Here is an 18,255-nt window from a genome sequence, read left to right as displayed (position 1 = left end):
GGGTGACGGTCATGCGTGGCGAGAGCAGTACCGGGGGGACCGGAATCCAGATCAGCGGCTTGACCAAAACCTTCCGGGTAGGCAGGAAAACGGTGCCTGCGCTGGACTCCGTCGACCTGCACACCGCGCAGGGCACGTTCCTGTCGCTGCTCGGCCCGTCCGGCTGCGGCAAGTCGACCGTGCTGCGCATCCTGGCCGGACTGGAAACACCGACCGCCGGCACGTCCCTCATCGACGGTCAGACCCCCGCCGAGCTGGTGCGCCGCCACGAACTCGGCATCGCCTTCCAGGATTCGGCGCTACTCCCGTGGCGCTCGGTGGAGTCGAATATCAAGTTGCCCCTGCAGGTGGCGGGCCGGACGGCGGACCCGGCACTGATCGCGGACCTGATTCGGCTGGTCGGGTTGGAGGGTTTCGAGAAGGCCAAGCCCGCCCAGCTGTCGGGCGGCATGCGGCAGCGCGTCTCGATCGCCAGGGCGCTGGTGGTGCAGCCCACCGTGCTGCTGCTCGACGAACCGTTCGGCGCGCTGGACGACATGACCAGACAGCGCCTCAACCTGGAGTTGCTGCGGATCTGGACGGAGCAGCCCGCGACCACGCTGATGGTCACCCACGGCATCGCCGAGGCGGTGTTCCTCTCCGATGTGGTCGCGGTGATGAGCCCGCGTCCGGGCCGGGTGCTGGAACTGGTGCAGATCGATCTGCCACGCCCGCGCACCCCGGAGATGATGCGGACACCCGAATTCCACCGCCTGCACGACTACCTGTCGGAACTGCTGTTCGGGAAGTCCGGCACCGGCGGTGCGCTGGGCACCGCCGCCGGGAAGTCGAGTACCGGCGCGGTGCCGGCATGAAGCGGATCGGCGGAGTAATCGGCGTCGCCGGGCTGGTCGGGGTGTGGTGGCTGCTCGCCGCGCTCGGTGTCGCGGGTGGCACCGTGCCGAGCCCGTGGACGGTGTTGCACACCATGTACACCGACGGATGGGGTTTGTACGGCCCGAATTTCCGGATCACCGCGCTCGGCGCGCTCCAGGGATTCCTGTGGGGCAACGGGCTGGCGATCGCGCTGGCGATGCTCATCATGGTGATCCCGCAGATCGAGTCGCTGGCCACGCAGCTGGCGATTCTGAGTTACTGCACGCCGCTGCTCGCGCTCGGTCCGATCATCCTGGTGGTGTTCGGCGGCCGCACCCCGACGGTGTTTCTGGCCGCGATGTACTGCTTCTTCACCACCATGGTCGGCACGGTGACCGGACTGCGCTCGGCCGATCGGACCAGCCTGGACCTGGTGCGGGCCTACGGCGGCGGGCGCTGGCAGCAGCTGTACCGGGTGCGGTTGATCTCGGCGTTGCCGAATACGTTCGCGGCGTTGAAGATCGCGGCACCCTCGGCCGTGCTCGGCGCGATCATCGGCGAGTACCTCGGCGGTGTCGACAGCGGTATCGGTGTCGCGCTCACCGCCGCGCAGACGGCCTACAACGTGCCACGCACCTGGGGTATGGCGCTGGCCGCAGCCGTGCTGGCCGGGCTCGGTTACGCGGTCATCGCGCTGGCCGCCCGCGTCGTCGCACCGTGGACCACCCAGGCGGCGCGATGAGCACCGTCGAACTGTGGCATCCACGAATTCTGTTGGCGCGCATCGAATTGCCGGCGAGCACGGCGGGACATGATGTGCGCGTCAGCGCGGAGGAGGGGCGATGAAAGTGGTCGGGCGAATCGGGAAGTTCTTGTTCCCACTGTTCACCTCGCTGTTGTTGATGCTGGTGATCTGGTACGTCTTCCTGAAGGCGTTTCCGCAGGTCGGCCCGCGAGTGGGCAAGTCGCCGGAGGACATCTGGCGCTACCTGGTGACCTCCCCCGGCGCGGGTGCCGCGCGTGCGGTGCTCCTCGACGACTTGCAGATCACGTTGCGGGACGCGGCAATCGGGTTCGGCTGCGGCATGCTCGCCGCGCTGGTGGTGGCCGCGCTGTTCGTATCGTTCGCCGCGGTCGAGCAGACCTTCCTGCCGGTGGCGATGCTGCTGCGCTCGGTGCCGCTGGTGGTGCTCGCCCCGATCATCGTGCTGGTGTTCGGCCGCGGGGTCGGCGGGGTCGCCGTGCTGGCCGCGATCGTGGTGTTCTTCCCGGCGCTGGTGATGATCATGGCCGGGTTGCGCAACGCGCCGCAGCAGGCGATGGATCTGATCGCCGCCTACGGCGGGTCCAGGTGGACGGGTTTGCGGATGGTCGCGGTGCCCGCCGCGCTGCCCTCGGTCTTCGCCGCGGCGCGAATCTCGGTGCCCGGCGCGCTGATCGGTGCGCTGCTCGGCGAATGGCTCGGCAGCGGAACGGGATTGGGCGCCAGCCTGATCCGGGCCATCCCGACCTTCCAATACAACCAGCTGTGGTCGTCGATCGTCCTGATCACGATCGTGTCGGTGCTGCTCTACGCGATCGTCGGCGTGCTGGAGAACCTGGTGCTGGCCCGGTTCGGCGCCGACGCGAACAGCTCCTAGCGGTGAAATTCGAGTAAATCGTCGCTCGGAACGTCGAAGTAAAGAAAATGAAACGCAATCCACCTAGATTCTGGCCATGACACCCGTACATCGCTTTTCGTCCGGGCCGACACTGAACCGACGGTCTCTTCTTCGTTACTCCGCGCTGGCAGGCGCCGCGCTCGGCGGCACCGGTCTGCTCGCCGCGTGCGGCGGCGACGCCACCGACTCGTCGGGCGGTTCCACCCCGGACGGCTCCAAGTACGGAACCGTCGCGATCCAGCTGTCCTGGCTGAAGAACATCGAATTCGCCGGTGAGTATTTCGCCGACAGCAGGGGCTATTTCAAGGAGGCGGGCTTCGGCTCGGTCGACCTGATCGCCGGCGGCGCGGCGAGCACCTCGGTGGAGGCCGGGCTGGACACCGGAAAGATCTGGCTCGGCCTGTCCGCGCCGCAGACCACGGCCCGAGCGGTGCTGGAGGGCCTGCCCGCCAAGATCGTTGCCACCACCTATCAGAAGAATCCCTTCGCGATCGTCAGCTCGGCCGCGAAGCCGATCAAGACGCCCGAGGACATGAAGGGCCGCAAGATCGGGGTGCAGGACACCAATCAGCTGATCTTCCACGCCCTGCTCGCCGCCAACGGCATGAAGCCGGGCGATGTCACCATCGTGCCCGCGCAGTTCGATCCGTCCCCGCTGGCCAACGGCGAGGTCGACGGCTGGGTCAGTTACGTGACCAACGAGCCGATCACCCTGACGGCCAAGGGATTCGCGAACACGCACTTCCTGTTCGCCGACTACAACTTGCCGCTGGTGGCCGAGACACTCACCGTGAAACAGGCCACCATCGACAAGGAGCGGGAGATGCTGAAGGCCTTCCTCGTCGCCGAGATCAAGGGGTGGAAGGACGCGGTGGCCGACCCGGCGGAATCCGCGCGACTCGCGGTCGAGGTGTACGGCAAGGATCAGAAGCTCGACCTGGCCGAGCAGACGAAAGAGGCGGTGGCGCAGAACGATCTGGTCATCTCACCGGATACCGCCGCCAACGGCCTGCTGACGATGACCGACAGTCTGATCGAGCAGAACATCACCGCATTGCGGTCGGCCGAGCTGGCGATCACGGCCGATCAGCTGTTCGACCTGTCCGTGCTGCGCGAGGTCTATGCGGAAAATCCGGGCCTGAAGGCTTAGCTACTCAGTCCGACAACAGTTTTCAGCGGTTGCGGGTTGGTGCTGGGTTGTGCGTGCCGTCCGGCCTGCTCGGTCCTGGCGGCGATCAGCTCGGCGGCGATCGCGACGGCCATCTCGGCGGCGGTGCGCGCGCCCACGTCCAGCCCCGCGGGGGAATGCAACCGAGACAGCGTCGCCTCGGAGAAGCCGCCGGCCCGCAGGTCTTCCATGCGCTGGGTGTGCACGGTGCGCGCACCCATGGCGCCGAGGTAGCCGAGCTCGGGTAGTCGGAGCGCGACGGTGAGCAGCGGAATCTCGAACTTCGGGTCGTGCGAGGTGACGACGATGCCGGTGCTGCTGTCGATTTCGCCGGCCGAGGACAGCGTGTTCAGGTACCGGTGCGGCCAGTCGACGACCACCTCGGCGCCGGGGAACTTCTCGGGTTTGGCGAAGTTCTCCCGCGAGTCGCAGATGGTGACCCGGTAGCCGAGCAGCTTGGCCTGCACGGTCAGCGCGGCGGCAAAAGAGTTGGCGCCGAAGATGATCAGCCGCGGCGGCGGGGCGAACGACGCGACGAACACATCGGAATCCGGTAGCGCGAGCAGCTCGGTGCCGTGGCGTTTGTCGGTGATCAGGTGCTGGCCGATCAGGTCCGCATCGGAGTTCCACACCACGGTGAACACGGTGATCCGGCGGTGCGCCGCGATCTCCGCGGCGACGAGGGGAAACTCGGGAAAGTGCCTGCGCGAGAACGGTTCGACGAACACATCCATCATGCCGTCGCGGTCCGCGCTGCCCTCCATGCCGGTAGCCACGCCGTAGCGGTGCATCGTGCGCTGACCGGTTCGCGCGGCATGCAGCACGGCCTCGTAGGCGATCTCCTCGAGCCCGCCGTCGGTGACCGCGCCGTAGACGCCACCGTCCGGATCGACGAGCATGGCCGAGCCGACCGGTAAGGGTGCCGAGCCCATCGTGCGCACTATGGTGGCCAGCCCGCCGGTGCGCCCGGAATGCCATACCCGCAATAGGTCGTCGACGATGTCCCGCATCTGCCCGCTCCGATCACCGTGCGGACGAGGCCGGGTAGTCACGATCGACGCCCGTCGCCAAATCGTCGCACGTGACGCACACCATATCGTTCTTGCGCGACAAATAGGTGCGCGCACCCGAATCTCCTACGGCCTCCTGACATATCGAGGTCCAGTGCTTGTGGGCGAGCACAACGGGGTGCCCCGGTGTGTTGTGGAACACGGCACGGGCCAGGCCGCTCGGCGCGGTGAACGCGGCCGCGGTGACCCGGGCGACCACATCGGCGCCGACGTCCGGGGTGTCCACCGGCATGATCGCGGCGAAGCGGGCGGGGGTGCGCGCGGCGGCGATCAGCCCGGCCCGGACCGACGCACCGAGCCCGGTAGCCCAGTCCGCGGCCCAGACGGACTGAACGTCGGCGGGCAGGTCGAGCGGCGTCGGATCGGGACCGGTGGCACCGAGCACCACGATCACCGGATCGCACCCGCCGTCGCGCAGCGCGGCCACCGCGCCGCGCAGCCAGGCGCCGCCCTCGGCCAGCGCTTTCGGCCGGCCGTAGCGCGTTCCGGCGCCCGCGGCGAGCAGGATGCCCGCACAGTTCGGCGGGGTGGCCGGGCGATCGGGTACAGCCATGGGTACGACGGTAGTCCGGAACGGCCGGCCGCGCGTGCCGGAAGAGTGCTGCTCGGGGCCCTGCCCGGCCATTTTCTTTGCGGCGACACGCCGGGCGTGATCTATCTCTTTCGGGTGGCGGCCGGGCGGGTCGTATTCGATGCTGGTCCGATGACAGACGACGGAGCGGATCTGGCCGGGTTCCACGCGTTGCCTGCGAACGCGGCGACGGAGGCATTGCTCACGTGTTGCTCGTCGCCTGAGTGGGCCCGCGCGCTCGTCGCAGCGCGACCGTATCCGAGCGTCGACGCGTTGCTCGACACCGCCGATGCCGGGCTGGCCGGGCTGCCCGAGTCCGAGATTGATCGGGCGCTCGCCGGGCACCCCAGGATCGGCGAGCGGCCCGACACGGCGGCCTCGGCGCGAGAGCAAGCCGGGGTGGCCACCGCGGCCGACGCGGTACGGTCGGCGCTCGCGGCCGGAAACCGGGCCTACGAGGCGCGGTTCGGCCACCTCTATCTGGTATGCGCGAGCGGTAGATCGGGCAGTGAGCTGCTCGCGACCCTCGAGGACCGACTGGGCAACGATGCCGAGACCGAAAGGCGGGTCATGCGAACAGAACTGGCGAAGATCAATCGAATCCGACTGCGCGCGCTGCTGGCGGCGAACCGATGAGCACGCTGAGCACCCACGTGCTCGACGCGGTACGCGGCGCGCCCGCCCAGCACGTCGCCGTAACGCTGTATCGCGGTGCGGAGCAACTGGATTCGGGAACGACGGACGCGGACGGCCGGATCGGCGCGCTGGCCGAGACCCTCGCGCCGGGCACCTACCGGCTGGTGTTCGACACCGGCGCCTACTTCGCCGGACAACACGTCGACACCTTCTACCCCGAAGTGTCGGTGACGTTCGCCGTCACCGCGGAGCGGCACTATCACGTCCCGTTGTTGCTGTCGCCGTTCGCCTTTTCCACCTATCGAGGGAGCTGACCGAGCATGGAGTTGACCGGGCCGATCGAGCTGACCGACCACCGATACGGCAAGGCCGAGAATCGGATCGTCCGGATCTGGCGGCAGACCGCGCGCCACGAGATCCGCGACGTGAACGTGTCGACCGTGCTGCGCGGGGACTTCGCCGACGCCTACGTCGCGGGTGATCAGCGCAAGGTGCTACCCACCGATACCCAGAAGCAGACCGCCTACGCCTACGCGAAACAGCCTGGGCTACAGGCGATCGAGGACTACGCGCTCGCCTTGGCCGGCCATTTCGTCGACGATGTCGAGCCGGTGACCAGCGCGCGCGTCGAGGTCGACGAGTATGCCTGGCAGCGGGTCTCGGTCGACGGACGCGAACACGAGCACACCTGGGTCCGGCAGGGCTCCGAGGTGCGCACCGCCGCGGTCACGGTGGCGGGTACCGGCGCCGAGCGGCAGGCCTGGGTGATCGGCGGGATGAAGGACCTGACCATCCTGAAGTCGACCGGTTCGGAGTTCGCCGACTTCCTGAGCGACGAATTCACCGTGCTCGCCCCGACGCACGATCGAATGCTGGCCACCTCGCTGGCGGTGCAATGGCGCTTCGCGGGCACCACCGATATCGCCTGGGAGGAGGTGTACACCGGCGTCCGGGCGCGGCTGGTCGAGACGTTCGCGACGCACCACTCGAAGGCGTTGCAGCAGACGCTGTTCGAGATGGGCAAGGCCGCGCTGACCGCCTATCCCGTGCTCGCCGAGATCCGGCTGGCCGCGCCGAACAAGCACCACTTCGACTACGACCTGGACCGCTTCGGTATCGAGAACCACGGCGAGGTGTACTACGCCGCCGACCGCCCGTACGGCCTGATCCACGCGACCGTGCAGCGCGCCGACGCACCCGAGGCGGGACCCGCATGGCTGCCGTGACGGTCATCGAGGGCGGTGCCGTCGCGACCGTCGACGCGCACGGCACCGAATACCGCGACGGCTATGTCGTGCTGCGCGGCAACCGGATCGAGGCCGTCGGCGCGGGCGCGGCACCGGTGCTCGACGGCCAGGTGCGGCGCATCGACGGCCGCGGCTGCCTGCTGACCCCGGGCCTGGTGAACACCCACCACCACCTCTATCAGTGGATCACCCGGGGCCTGGCCGCGGACAACACGCTGTTCGAGTGGCTCACCACGCTCTACCCCATCTGGGCGGGCATCGACGAGGAAGCGGTGCGGATCGCGGCGACCGGTGGGCTCGCCGCGCTGGCCCGCACCGGCTGCACCACCACGACCGACCATCACTACGTGTTCCCGCGCGAAGGCGGCGACCTGCTCGGCGCCGAGATCGCCGCGGCCGCCGAGGTGGGACTGCGCTTCCATCCGTGCCGGGGCTCGATGGATCTGGGCGCGAGCGCGGGCGGCCTGCCGCCCGATCACGTGGTGCAGTCGCTGGACGAGATCCTGGCCGACAGCGCGGCGGCCATTGCCCGCCACCACGATCCGTCGTTCGACTCGATGCTGCGCATCGCGCTCGCCCCGTGCTCGCCCTTCTCGGTGACGCCGGAGCTGCTGCGGGAATCGGCCGCGCTGGCCCGTGAGTCGGGGGTGCGGCTGCACACCCACGTCGCCGAGACGATCGACGAACAGGACTATTGCGCAGCGACATTCGGCTGCACGCCCGCGCAGTACATGGAGAAGCTCGGCTGGGTCGGTGCCGATGTCTGGTGGGCCCACGCCATCCACCTGGACGACGCCGCGATCGAGACCATGGCGAAAACCGGTACCGGAGTGGCGCATTGCCCCACCTCGAACGCGCGCATCGGCGCGGGCATCGCGCGCACCGCCGATCTGGTGCGCGCGGGCGTCCCGGTGGGGCTCGGCGTGGACGGCGCGGCGAGCAACGAGTCGAGCTCGATGATCGAGGAGCCGCGCAATGCCCTGTTCTTCGCGCGCAACACCGGCGGCCCGCGCGCGATGACGGTCCGAACAGCGTTGGCGCTGGCCACCATCGGCGGCGCCCGGGTACTCGGCCGCGACGCCGAGATCGGCTCGATCGAACCGGGCAAGCTCGCCGACCTGGCGCTGTGGCGCCTGGACACCCCGGCGCACGCGGGCATCGACGATCCGGTGACCGCGCTCGTGCTCGGTTCGGCGCCACCCCTCGCGGCGCTGATCGTCAACGGCCGCGAGGTGGTTCGCGACGGCAGGCTGCACACCGTCGACGAGGACATCGTCGGAGCGCGGGTGGCCGGAGCGCAGGCGGCGTTGGTCGCCAAGGCGCGGTAGCGCCCGGTTCGAGCTCAGGCCGCGAACGAGGTCACGCCATGGGCCAGTGCGGCAGCGGATCTCAGCCGATCATCGGTCGGGTCGACCGGCGGTTCCGGCTCGGTCGATCCGGCAGGCGCCCGCAACGCCAGCAGGCTCATGACGTCGTGCAGCGTGCAGTCGAGCTCCGTCGCGTGCAGCTGCGCGACCTCGTGGTCGAGCCCAGCCGGGTGCGGCTGCTCGAGCACGATCATCTCGGCGAGCACCATGCCCGCCATCGCCTGATTTCTGCTGAGCCGCCGGTTGGTCGGCAGGTAGGACAGCACCCACTTGCCCCGGTCCTGTTCGGGAAGATCTATCCGGAACGCGGCCTCGTGCACCACGTCACTGGTGATCAGCCAGCCTGTCGCCGTAATCGCCATCGTGCGACCTCTTTTCATCCGCCCCGCGTTGTCACGTTGTCTGGTGACACCTTCCAGGATGGCAGTTCGGGCGGGTGCGGGGCGATCCCAGCGGGTGCGGCGTTTTATCGGGTTGACACATTTACTTGACCTGGGAAAACGCTACTGATACCAAGGAATTAATCACAATCAGCGTCTCGATTCTCCGGCGCAGGCCGCGCCCTTGCCGGATGTATCGCGCGCGGGAGGGTGGCGGGATGGATCGATCCGGCCGAACCGACCGCTGGCGTCCCGGCGGCACCCTCACCGCCGAGCAGCGGCGGCGCCTGCGTGATCGACTGGCCGACTTGGGTTTGACCGAGCTACAGCTGCTCGAACCGCTGGCGGGGGAACTGCGCCAGCGCGGCTACCGGCCCCGCGCGGCCTGGCGCTACGCCAACGGATTGACCCAGGCCGCGGTCGCCGAGCGGTACAACGAGCTGACCGACAGCGCGCGGGCGGCGATGAAGGCCAGCCGGATCTCCGAGTACGAGGCGTGGCCTTTCGCGAGGGACGGCACGGACCCCGAGGACGAGGACCACCGGCCGACCGGTGCCCGGCCCACCATTCGCGTGCTGAAAAACCTTGCCACCATTTACGGTACGACCTGGGACCAGCTGATCGATCTGGCCGATCTGTCCTACATGCCGCACGCCGAGCGGCTGGAGTATCACGAGGTGGTGGCCAGGCGATCCGTCGGCCGCCAGCCGGTGCGCGCGGGTCGCGACCTGCCCGCGGAGGTGCCGCACTTCACCGGTAGGGAAGGTCCGAAAACGCAACTGCGCGAACGGGTTGCCGCGCACCTGCGCAGCGGGACGGTCGCCGCGCACGTCATCGTCGGGCTCACCGGCATCGGCAAGACGGCGCTGGCCAGGTACGCGGTCGCGGTCTTCGGTAAGCACTACCCGGACGGCACCATCTGGGTCGACCTGCACGGCTACACCCTCGGCCGGGAGCCGCGCGAACCGGTCGACGTGCTCGAGCAACTGCTGCTGCAGATCGGGGTGCCGCGCGAGACCATCGACGCGGATCTGGCCGGGCGGGCCCACCGCTGGCGCGGCGCGACCCGGCAGCGGCGCATGCTGATCGTGTTCGACAACGCGCTCGACAGCGCCCAGGTGAAACAGCTACTGCCGCAGGCGCCGGGCTGTTTCGTGCTGATCACCAGCCGGAGCAAGCTCACCGGGCTGGCCGAGGCGGCACCGCTGCGGCTGGACGTGATGGAGTGGGACGAGGCGGAGGAGTTACTGGTCAAGCTGGGTAACCTGCGGTCGGGCTACGATCGGGGCGCGGTACGCCAGATCCTGCAGACCGCGGGTCGGCTGCCCCTGGCCATCCGGCTGATCGGCGGCCAGATCGCGCACCACGGCGAGGCCATGCTGGCCGACAGCGCGGCCGACATCGCGCAGCTGACCGAGCGGATCAAGCGCGCCCCCGCGGATCACACGAATGGTTCGGCGACCGAACATCTCCTGGATCGGTTCACGGCCGAGGACGAATCGCTGCGGGCCGCGTTCGAGCTGTCGTATCAGCGGCTGGGGGATGCCGGGCTGCAACGCGCCGTCCGGCTGCTCGGCTGGTTCCCCGGGCCGGAGATCACCGCGGAGGCGATGGCGACCATGGCCGCGGTGCCGCTGCGGGACGGGAAGACGTTGGTGCGCAGGCTTTTCGAGGCGGGCTTCCTGGACCCGTCGCCCGGCGGTCCCGGCGGCCCGCGCTACCGGATGCACGACCTGACCCGGCTGTGCGCGCGCCTGCACGCCGAACGCGAGGACGCACCGGTGGAGTACGCGAAGGTGGTCGACCGCCTGGTCGGGGCCGGCCTCGCGGTGGCCCGCCGGGCCAGTACGCATCAGCTCTTCGATCCGTCCGGCAGCGAACATCTCTCGAACCCGTCCGCCGACACGGCGCGGGCCAGGGCCTGGCTCACCAGAGAACGCGAGATGCTGGTCAGCTGCCTGCGGGGCGCCGAACCCTCCTCGGCTGCAGCGGAATTGGCCACCCGCCTGGCCTCGCACCTGTCCGGCACCGGTCACTGGTCGCTCGCCTTGCGCCTCTACGCACGGGCCTTGGATATCGCCGTCGAGATCGCCGATCGGCGCGCGCAAGCCTGGGCGCTGGTGGGCAAGGGCCGCATCGACCGGCTGATCGGGCAGCATCAGCAGGCCTGCGCCGGGTTCCGGCTGGCCAGCGAGATCGCGGTGGACCTGACCGATCGGCAGTGCCACGCGGCCGTGCTGTGTGAACTCGGGCAGACGGCACGGGTCACCGGCGACCACAAGGCGGCGCGACGCTATTTCAGCGAAGCGCTTGCCATTGCCCGGGATATCGACGCTCGGCCCACCGAATGCGACGCCCTGGACGGCCTCGCGCACGTCGAGCGGGCCTCGTCGGAGTACCGCGCCGCGTGGAACTGCTCGGCGCAGGCGCTGGCCATCGCGGAGGCCATCGACGATCCGGTGCGTATCGCCACCGCGCAGTGGGGGTTCGCGGAGGTGATCCGGCGCCTCGGCGATCCCGAGGGCGCCGAACGCCGCTACGCCGAGGCGCTGGACATCGCCAGGAGCCTGAATCATCAGAAGCTGGAGGGCGATGCGCTGCGCGGGCTCGGCCACATCGAACGGCTGGTCGGTGACCACGAGACGGCGCGGCGCTATTTCGACGACGCGCTGGAGATCGCGCGCCGCATCCACGACCGCTACGGCGAGGGCTGGACCCTGTGGGGCCTAGGCAATCTCGCGCGTAAGTCGGGATCGCCCGCCCAAGCCCGCGACATGTTCCAGGGCGCCTACGAGATCGCCGTCGAGATCAATGACCCGCTCGGGCAGGTCGACGCGCTGCGCGGGCTCGGGCATATCGAGCGGCACTTCGGCCGATTCGACTCCGCCCGAAGGTATTACACCGAATCGATGGGTGTCGCGTACCGGATCTGCGACCCGTTGGGTCGCGCCGACGCGCTGCGCAGCCTGGCGGGGGTCGCGACGGCGACCGGTGCCCGGGGCGAGGCCGAAGCGCTGCTCGCGCAGGCGGTCGTACTGTACGACAGCATCGGCGTGCAGCTCGCGGCGCAGATGCGCACGGAGTTACGCACCCGAGGCCGGTGAGTGCGTTATCCGCAGCGCCGCTCGGCCAAGAGCGCGAGAGTGTCTGCGCAGGCACGCATTTCGCTGATCAGCACGTGGTGTTCGGTGTCGGGTGTGCCGCCGCGCGGCCCGAACAGGCAGCATTCGATGCCCGCCCGGCTCAGGTGCGTGGTGTCGTTGCCGCAGTAGGAGTAGGGCAGCGCCAATCCGGTCTCCTCGACCCGGAAGTCGGAGACTCGCGGCAGCAGTTCGGCGATGTCGCGCACCACCGCGCAGTCGGCGGGCATGTCCATCGGCGGCATATCGGTGCCGCCGACCCGGTACTGCGGATCGACCGGGTGCTCCACGACGATCTGGGCCTCGGGGAAGGCATCGCGCACGCGGTCCAGCACCACGTCGATCGCCTTGCTGACGTTGTGCGGCTCGTGCGGTGGCGGATAGCGCAGATCGACGAGGGCGGTGGCCTTGTCCGAGCAGTAGCTCACCCCGGACAGATCGTGTCCCTCGCCGCGGCCCGCGATCAGGCTGGCCACCTGAAGCCTTGGCAGCGGCGGGAATTCGCTGTTGCGCAGGCCGAGGTCCGCGGTGTCGAGCAGGTCGAGCACGCGGCGCAACACCGCGACCGCGTCCACACCTTCGTGGTGCCTGCTGGTGTGCGCGGTGGTGCCGCGCACCACGATGGCGAACTTGTGCACCCCGGCGGTCCGGGTGATCACCCGGCGCACCGAGTACGGCTCGGGGACCACAGCGGCGTCGGCGGTGAGCCCGCTGCGCAGGGCGTGCCTGGTGCCGACCCCGCCTTGCAGTTCGCCGACGACGAACTCGAGCAGCAGGGGCCGCCGCAGTGCCATTCCGCTGCGGCGCACCGCTATCGCCGCACCGAGGATCGCCGCGAGACCGCTCTTCATGTTGTGCAGGCCCGCGCCGTAGAGCCGGTCGCCCTCGCGCCGGGCGGTGAACGGCTTGCCCGGCTGGTCGCGGCCGAGCGGGTCCATGTCCAGGTGGCCGTTGAGCAGCAGCGCGGGGGTGCCGTTCTCCGGGCCGAGCCGCGCGATCGTCTGTAGGCGGCCGGGCTGTACTTCTTGGTGGTAGGCATGGATGTCGTTGCGGGCGAGGGTATTCCGGACATGGAACGCCAGCGGCGTCTCCTGTCCGGTGAAGGAGGGGACCGCGGTGAGCCCGGCAGCCAGCTGCACGAGCTCGTCGTCGGGCAGCAGCCGGGGCAGCTGGTCGACGAAGGTCGTTGTCGAACTATTCACGCTTTCTGAATCCGATCAGCAGGACATCGCGTAACCCGGCGCCCGCGTCGGGATCGGTCACCGTGATTGTCGTCGCGTAGTGCAGTACCCGTTCGTCGTCGAAGACGTAGGAGTCGAGCGGGTTTTCCAGGACGAAGCCGCACAGCTCCCGGTCCGGGTCGTAGCGATCGTAGAGGGCCGAGACGCCGCCGGTGACATTGGTCCGCTGGATCAGGTGTGCGGAGCCCGCGATGAGGCCGTCGCGGTGCTTGCCCTCCGGCGCGGGATGGCCGGGCGCGATCAGGCGCATGTAGTGGGCGTCGACGAGGCAGTGCGGCGTGCTGTGCGCCGACAGCACGCCGTTGGCCGCGAGCAACCGGGCGACGGCAGTGGCGATCTGCCTGGTCGGCTCGGTCGCCGGGTGCTCGGGCGGGATCAGCTTGAAGGTGCGCTCGATATCGCCGGCCACCGGGTTGATCTGCTTGGACTGCACGTACGGCGGCGGCTGGTCGATCGCGGTGAGGGCACCGGGCCCGTCCTCGGCCAACCGAGCTGTGGCCAGGTCGAAGCACTGGTATGCCCGGCGGCGGTACTGTTCGCCGCCCGGTAGCCAGTGGTCGAGCTCGGTGTAATCCCGAAACGTGCGACGCAGGACATGGAGGTCGCGCTCGGTCAGGGGGAAATCGTCCGCTGTCATCATCCAGGAGGACGGTGCGTCCGCGGAGCGGGGCGCTGGCAACTCGTGGTCGGCAGTCGCCGCCCGCTGGTTGGCGTTGATCGGTGGCCCTTCCGCGTCGGGACATGGGCTGCCGACAGCAGGGGCCGCCGGTGGCACACATCAGTAAGGGAAGGCCCGACGATGCGTGGGAAATGTCACACAGAGCGGGCCGCGATGGAGATTAATCCGGCGGCTGCCCGGTTGTCGAGTGTGGAACGTGTTCGATCGCGCGTGTCGACAGCGCGCCGTGGACCGGGGGCGCGGCGTGTCGCACCGGGGTGGTGCCGCCGCGCGCTTCACGCGGCCGGTGCGGGGGATAGTCATAAATAGACCGGCAGGTATTGAATGAGCATTCGGCCTGTTCAGGGCAGGTGCGGGATACTGGAACGGTGTCGCCTCTGAAAGACGGGAGGCGGATGGAACGGACGTCGAGTGCCGCGGGGGTGTGCGGGCGATCCCAGGGAGCGGAGTGGGCGGTCAGGTAACGGCCGCGCAATCTGGAGCGGGAGTTGTGCAACATTGCGGCAACTCCCCGCTCCTACTGTGGGCCGTAGCGGCAATGGAGTGAGGTGAGACGTGGACCTGGACACGATCCGGGAGGTGTCGGTGGCGCGGGAGCGCGCCGACCTCGGTGCCGTCGGTGGTTCGTGCGCGGTGCTCGCCGGCGGGACCTACTTGTTCTCCGAGCCGCACAACCAGCTGGACCGGCTGATCGACATCACCGCGCTCGGCTGGCCCGCGTACACCGTCGTGCCGGACGGGCTGGAGATCGCGGCGACCTGCACGCTGGCCGAGTTCGCCGGTGCGGTGCCCGGTCGCGAGCTCGGTGCGCCGGTGCTGCGCGAAGAGTGGCCGGGGACAAGGCTGTTCGCGCAGGGATGCCGGGCCTTGCTCGCGTCACACAAGATCTGGCGCACTGCCACGGTAGGTGGCAACGTGTGTTTGTCGTTGCCCGCCGGTGGTGTGCTCGCGGCGCTGACCGCACTGGACGGCGTTGCGCTGGTGTGGGGTCGGGACGGCGTGGACCGCCGGATTCCGTTGCGGGAGTTCGTACTCGGTCCGGAGAAGAATGTGTTGCGGCCCGGCGAGGTGCTGCGTTCGATCACCGTGCCGACGGCGAGCCTGCTGGCGCACACCAGTTTCCGGAAGGTGGCGCTCGCGCCGCTCGGCCGGTCCGGGTCCGTAGTGATGGGACGCCGTGAGCCGAGTGGTCGAAGCGTCGTCACCATCACCGCCGCCACCGATCGGCCCGTCGTGCTGGATTTCGCTGAGCCGCCGGGCGAGGCCGAGATCGATGCCATGGTCGCCGAGATAGTTCCGTCGCTGTGGTTCGACGATCCGCACGGTGCGCCCGACTGGCGTCGCCATGTCACCCACATACTCGCTCGCGAAGTCGCTGACGAGCTACGAGATGGGGGACGGCCATGAGATTCGAAGTCGACGGCCGGTCCGTCGAGGCCGAGCCACGCCCGGGGCAATGCCTGCGCACCCTGCTGCGCGAGCAAGGCACTTCGTCCGTGAAAAAGGGTTGTGACACAGGCGATTGCGGTGCCTGCTCGGTGCAACTCGACGGAGCGACCGTGCACTCCTGTCTGATCCCGGCTCACCGCGTCGCCGGTCGTGCGGTCACCACGGCCGCCGGGCTCGGCACCACCGCCGACCCGCACCCCGTGCAGCGCCGCTTCGTCGAGAACGCCGCCTTCCAGTGCGGATTCTGTACCGCGGGAATGGTGGTCACTGCTGCCGGTCTCGGCTGCGGTACCGAAGATGGCCCAGCCGACGCCGAGCTGGCCGAGCTGATGAAGGGAAACCTGTGCCGTTGCACGGGTTATCGATCGATCGCCGAGGCGCTGACCGCCCGAGCGCCCGCCGACGCGACGCAAGCGGATGGCACCGGAGTATGCGCGGGACACGAGCACTCGGTCGCCGGGCGCGCCGGCAGTGGAGTCGGCGCTCCCGCCGGGGCGCGGATCGTGCGTGGCGCAGAGCCTTTCACCTTCGACATCGACCCCGACGCCATGCCATCGGCGGCGAACGTGGGCACCGAGGACGCGAATTCCCCTGGCACACCGGAGGTCTCGCCACCCACCGCACCACTGCACATCGCAGTCCTGCCCAGCCCTCATGCGCACGCCCGCATCGTGTCCATCGACACGGCAGCGGCCGAGGCCGTGCCGGGCGTGCACGCCGTGCTGACCTACGCGGACGCGCCGGACGTGGCGTTCTCCACCGCCCGGCACGAGTTGCGGGCCGACGACCCCGATGACACCTATGTGCTCGATCGGACGATGCGCTTCGTCGGGCAACGGGTCGCGGCGGTGGTCGCGGAGAGTTCGGCGGCCGCCCGCGCCGGTTGCCGGGCCTTGCAGGTCGAGTACGAGGTGCTGCCCGCGGTGTTCGATCCGGCCGAGGCCTTGGCTCCGGACGCCCCGAAACTCCATGCGGAGAAACCGGATTCGGCGCGGATCGCAGATCCGGCGCGCAATTTGATTGCCGAGATCCACGGCGAGGTCGGCGAGGTGTCGGCGGGGCTCGCGTCGGCCGCGAAACTCGTGCGCGGCGTGTGGCATTCGCCGCGCGGACAACACGTGCATCTGGAAACCCACGGCGGGATCGGCTGGTTGGACGCCGACGGCAGGCTGGTCATCCGGTGCAGCACCCAAGTGCCGTTCCTGGTGCGCAATGAACTGTGCGAGGTGTTCGGGCTGCGGCGCGACCGGGTTCGAGTGTTCGCCACCAGGGTCGGCGGCGGGTTCGGCGCCAAGCAGGAGATGCTGGCCGAGGACCTGATCGCCCTCGCGGTACTGCGGACCGGGCGGCCGGTGCAGTACGAATTCACCAGGGCCGACGAGTTCACCTCGGCGACTTGCCGTCATCCGATGCGGGTCGAGGTGACCGCGGGCGCCGACGCCGACGGTGTGCTGACCGCACTGGCGGTCGACGTACTCGCCGACGCGGGCGCGTACGGCAACCACAGCGCCGGGGTGATGTTCCACGGCGTCGGCGAGTCGATCGAGGTGTACCGCTGCGCCAATAAGCGGGTGGACGCACAGGCGGTGTACACGAACAACATTCCCTCCGGCGCCTTCCGCGGCTACGGACTCGGGCAGGTGATCTTCGGGATCGAGTCCGCGCTGGACGAGCTGGCGCGCGAACTCGGCATCGATCCGTTCGAGTTCCGGCGGCGCAATGTGGTGGTGCCCGGTGACGAGTTCGTCGGCGCCGAGGTGGACGACAGCGACCTGAGCTTCGGCAGTTACGGCCTGGACCAGTGCCTCGACCTGGCGGAACGAGCACTGGTGCGGGGCAACGGAACAGCGGCACCCGGCCCGCGATGGCGGACCGGCACCGGCATGGCGGTGGCGATGATCGCGACCATCCCGCCGCGCGGGCATTCGGCGGATGCGACGATCACCCTGCTGCCCGACGGCCGGTACGAACTCCGGGTCGGCACCGCGGAATTCGGCAACGGCACCACCACCGTGCACGCGCAGCTCGCGGCCACGGCGCTGGAGACCGACGCGGCACGCATCGTGGTCCGGCAATCCGACACCGATCTGATCGGGCACGACACCGGCGCGTTCGGCTCCACCGGAATCGTGGTGGCGGGCAAGGCAAGCTACGCGGCGGCACTCGAATTGCGCAGGCTGCTGCTGGCCCGAGCGGCGAAGCTGGCCGGGCTGCCGGAGCGCGACTGTGTGCTGGTCGCCGGCGGAGTCCGGTGCGGCGACCAGGTTTTCGGCGTCACCGAGTTGCTGGCCGACGGCGAACTGACCGCGCACGGCGAGCACGCGGGCACCCCGCGCTCGGTGAGCTTCAACGTGCACGCCTTCCGGGTGGCCGTGCACCCGGACACCGGCGCGGTGCGCATCTTGCAGTCGATCCAGGCCGCCGACGCCGGGACCGTGCTCAACCCGGTGCAGTGCCGCGGGCAGGTGGAGGGCGGCGTCGCCCAGGCCATCGGCACGGCGCTGTACGAGGACATGCGCAGCGAGCGCGGCGTGGTCACCACGCACTCCCTGCGGCACTATCACATTCCGCAGTTCGCCGACGTGCCGCGCACCGAGGTGTACTTCGCCGACACCGCCGACGCGTTCGGCCCGCTGGGCGCCAAGTCGATGAGCGAGTCCCCGTACAACCCGGTCGCCCCGGCGCTGGCGAACGCGATACGCGATGCTGTCGGGGTGCGGCCTGATCGGTTGCCGATGACGGCTGATCGGATCTGGCGCGCCATGCAGGAAGGAGACCGAAGGTGACCCAG

The 18,255-nt window shown here is 69.4% G+C and carries 16 protein-coding genes; 11 read left to right on the top strand and 5 right to left on the bottom strand.

Annotation, left to right across the window (positions count from 1 at the left end):
- Nucleotides 1-11 precede the first annotated feature (11 nt).
- The 4 genes from IBX18_RS01960 (at nt 12) to IBX18_RS01945 (ending at nt 3,666) form a co-directional block, all read left to right on the top strand.
- A complete protein-coding gene (locus tag IBX18_RS01960) occupies nt 12-854 on the top strand; it encodes an ABC transporter ATP-binding protein (RefSeq protein ID WP_194832054.1) in 843 nt (280 codons plus the stop codon).
- Nucleotides 851-1,597: an ABC transporter permease gene (locus IBX18_RS01955; RefSeq protein WP_194832053.1), complete on the top strand. Its 747-nt coding sequence runs from the start codon at nt 851-853 to the stop codon at nt 1,595-1,597. The genes IBX18_RS01960 and IBX18_RS01955 overlap by 4 nt, the downstream gene beginning before the upstream one ends.
- A gap of 100 nt (nt 1,598-1,697) precedes the next feature.
- The gene (locus IBX18_RS01950; protein ID WP_194832052.1) at nt 1,698-2,495 is read left to right on the top strand and encodes an ABC transporter permease; all 798 of its coding nucleotides are present in this window, start codon (nt 1,698-1,700) and stop codon (nt 2,493-2,495) included.
- Nucleotides 2,496-2,571: 76 nt separating this feature from the next.
- Nucleotides 2,572-3,666 carry an ABC transporter substrate-binding protein gene (locus IBX18_RS01945; protein ID WP_194832051.1) on the top strand — a complete coding sequence of 365 codons (1,095 nt, stop codon included), beginning with the start codon at nt 2,572-2,574 and terminating at the stop codon, nt 3,664-3,666.
- Here the strand turns inward: IBX18_RS01945 and IBX18_RS01940 are convergent.
- Both IBX18_RS01940 and IBX18_RS01935 read right to left on the bottom strand, forming a co-directional pair.
- Nucleotides 3,663-4,694 (bottom strand): XdhC family protein, encoded by a 1,032-nt coding sequence (locus IBX18_RS01940; protein WP_194832050.1) that lies wholly within the window; start codon nt 4,692-4,694, stop codon nt 3,663-3,665. The two genes, IBX18_RS01945 and IBX18_RS01940, sit on opposite strands and share 4 nt — an antisense overlap.
- A gap of 13 nt (nt 4,695-4,707) precedes the next feature.
- A complete protein-coding gene (locus IBX18_RS01935) occupies nt 4,708-5,307 on the bottom strand; it encodes an NTP transferase domain-containing protein (RefSeq protein WP_107659642.1) in 600 nt (199 codons plus the stop codon).
- A gap of 150 nt (nt 5,308-5,457) precedes the next feature.
- Between IBX18_RS01935 and uraD the strand changes: the two genes are divergently transcribed.
- From uraD to IBX18_RS01915, 4 genes are read left to right on the top strand one after another with little or no spacing between them, the layout of a single operon-like run.
- On the top strand, nt 5,458-5,961 hold the full coding sequence (gene uraD, locus IBX18_RS01930; RefSeq protein ID WP_194832049.1) for a 2-oxo-4-hydroxy-4-carboxy-5-ureidoimidazoline decarboxylase: 504 nt from the start codon (nt 5,458-5,460) through the stop codon (nt 5,959-5,961).
- Nucleotides 5,958-6,275 carry a hydroxyisourate hydrolase gene (gene uraH / locus IBX18_RS01925; protein WP_194832048.1) on the top strand — a complete coding sequence of 106 codons (318 nt, stop codon included), beginning with the start codon at nt 5,958-5,960 and terminating at the stop codon, nt 6,273-6,275. The genes uraD and uraH overlap by 4 nt, the downstream gene beginning before the upstream one ends.
- Before the next feature lie 6 nt (nt 6,276-6,281).
- A complete protein-coding gene (gene pucL, locus IBX18_RS01920) occupies nt 6,282-7,187 on the top strand; it encodes a factor-independent urate hydroxylase (RefSeq protein WP_194832047.1) in 906 nt (301 codons plus the stop codon).
- Nucleotides 7,175-8,536, top strand: a complete 1,362-nt coding sequence (locus tag IBX18_RS01915; RefSeq protein ID WP_194832046.1) for an 8-oxoguanine deaminase — start codon at nt 7,175-7,177, stop codon at nt 8,534-8,536. The genes pucL and IBX18_RS01915 overlap by 13 nt, the downstream gene beginning before the upstream one ends.
- Nucleotides 8,537-8,550: 14 nt before the next feature.
- Here IBX18_RS01915 and IBX18_RS01910 read toward each other — a convergent pair whose 3' ends face one another.
- Nucleotides 8,551-8,937, bottom strand: a complete 387-nt coding sequence (locus IBX18_RS01910; protein WP_194832045.1) for a hypothetical protein — start codon at nt 8,935-8,937, stop codon at nt 8,551-8,553.
- 236 nt (nt 8,938-9,173) lie between these two features.
- Between IBX18_RS01910 and IBX18_RS01905 the strand changes: the two genes are divergently transcribed.
- A complete protein-coding gene (locus IBX18_RS01905; protein ID WP_194832044.1) occupies nt 9,174-12,059 on the top strand; it encodes a tetratricopeptide repeat protein in 2,886 nt (961 codons plus the stop codon).
- Between the two features lie 5 nt (nt 12,060-12,064).
- On the opposite strand, the gene IBX18_RS01900 is transcribed toward IBX18_RS01905, so the two are convergent.
- Nucleotides 12,065-13,297, bottom strand: coding sequence for a M20 family metallopeptidase (locus tag IBX18_RS01900; RefSeq protein WP_194832043.1), 1,233 nt, complete (start codon nt 13,295-13,297; stop codon nt 12,065-12,067).
- Nucleotides 13,290-13,976, bottom strand: coding sequence for a 2OG-Fe dioxygenase family protein (locus IBX18_RS01895; RefSeq protein WP_194832042.1), 687 nt, complete (start codon nt 13,974-13,976; stop codon nt 13,290-13,292). The genes IBX18_RS01900 and IBX18_RS01895 overlap by 8 nt, the downstream gene beginning before the upstream one ends.
- A gap of 594 nt (nt 13,977-14,570) precedes the next feature.
- Here IBX18_RS01895 and IBX18_RS01890 point away from each other — a divergent pair.
- Both IBX18_RS01890 and IBX18_RS01885 read left to right on the top strand, forming a co-directional pair.
- Nucleotides 14,571-15,422 (top strand): xanthine dehydrogenase family protein subunit M, encoded by an 852-nt coding sequence (locus tag IBX18_RS01890; protein ID WP_194832041.1) that lies wholly within the window; start codon nt 14,571-14,573, stop codon nt 15,420-15,422.
- A complete protein-coding gene (locus tag IBX18_RS01885; protein WP_194832040.1) occupies nt 15,419-18,250 on the top strand; it encodes a molybdopterin-dependent oxidoreductase in 2,832 nt (943 codons plus the stop codon). Before IBX18_RS01890 ends, IBX18_RS01885 begins: the two co-directional genes overlap by 4 nt.
- Nucleotides 18,251-18,255: the final 5 nt, after the last annotated feature.

Source organism: Nocardia sp. XZ_19_369, from assembly GCF_015355715.1.
GTDB lineage: Bacteria > Actinomycetota > Actinomycetes > Mycobacteriales > Mycobacteriaceae > Nocardia.
Note: the sequence above shows the minus strand (reverse complement) of the source record. Positions and strands in the feature narration are given on the sequence as shown.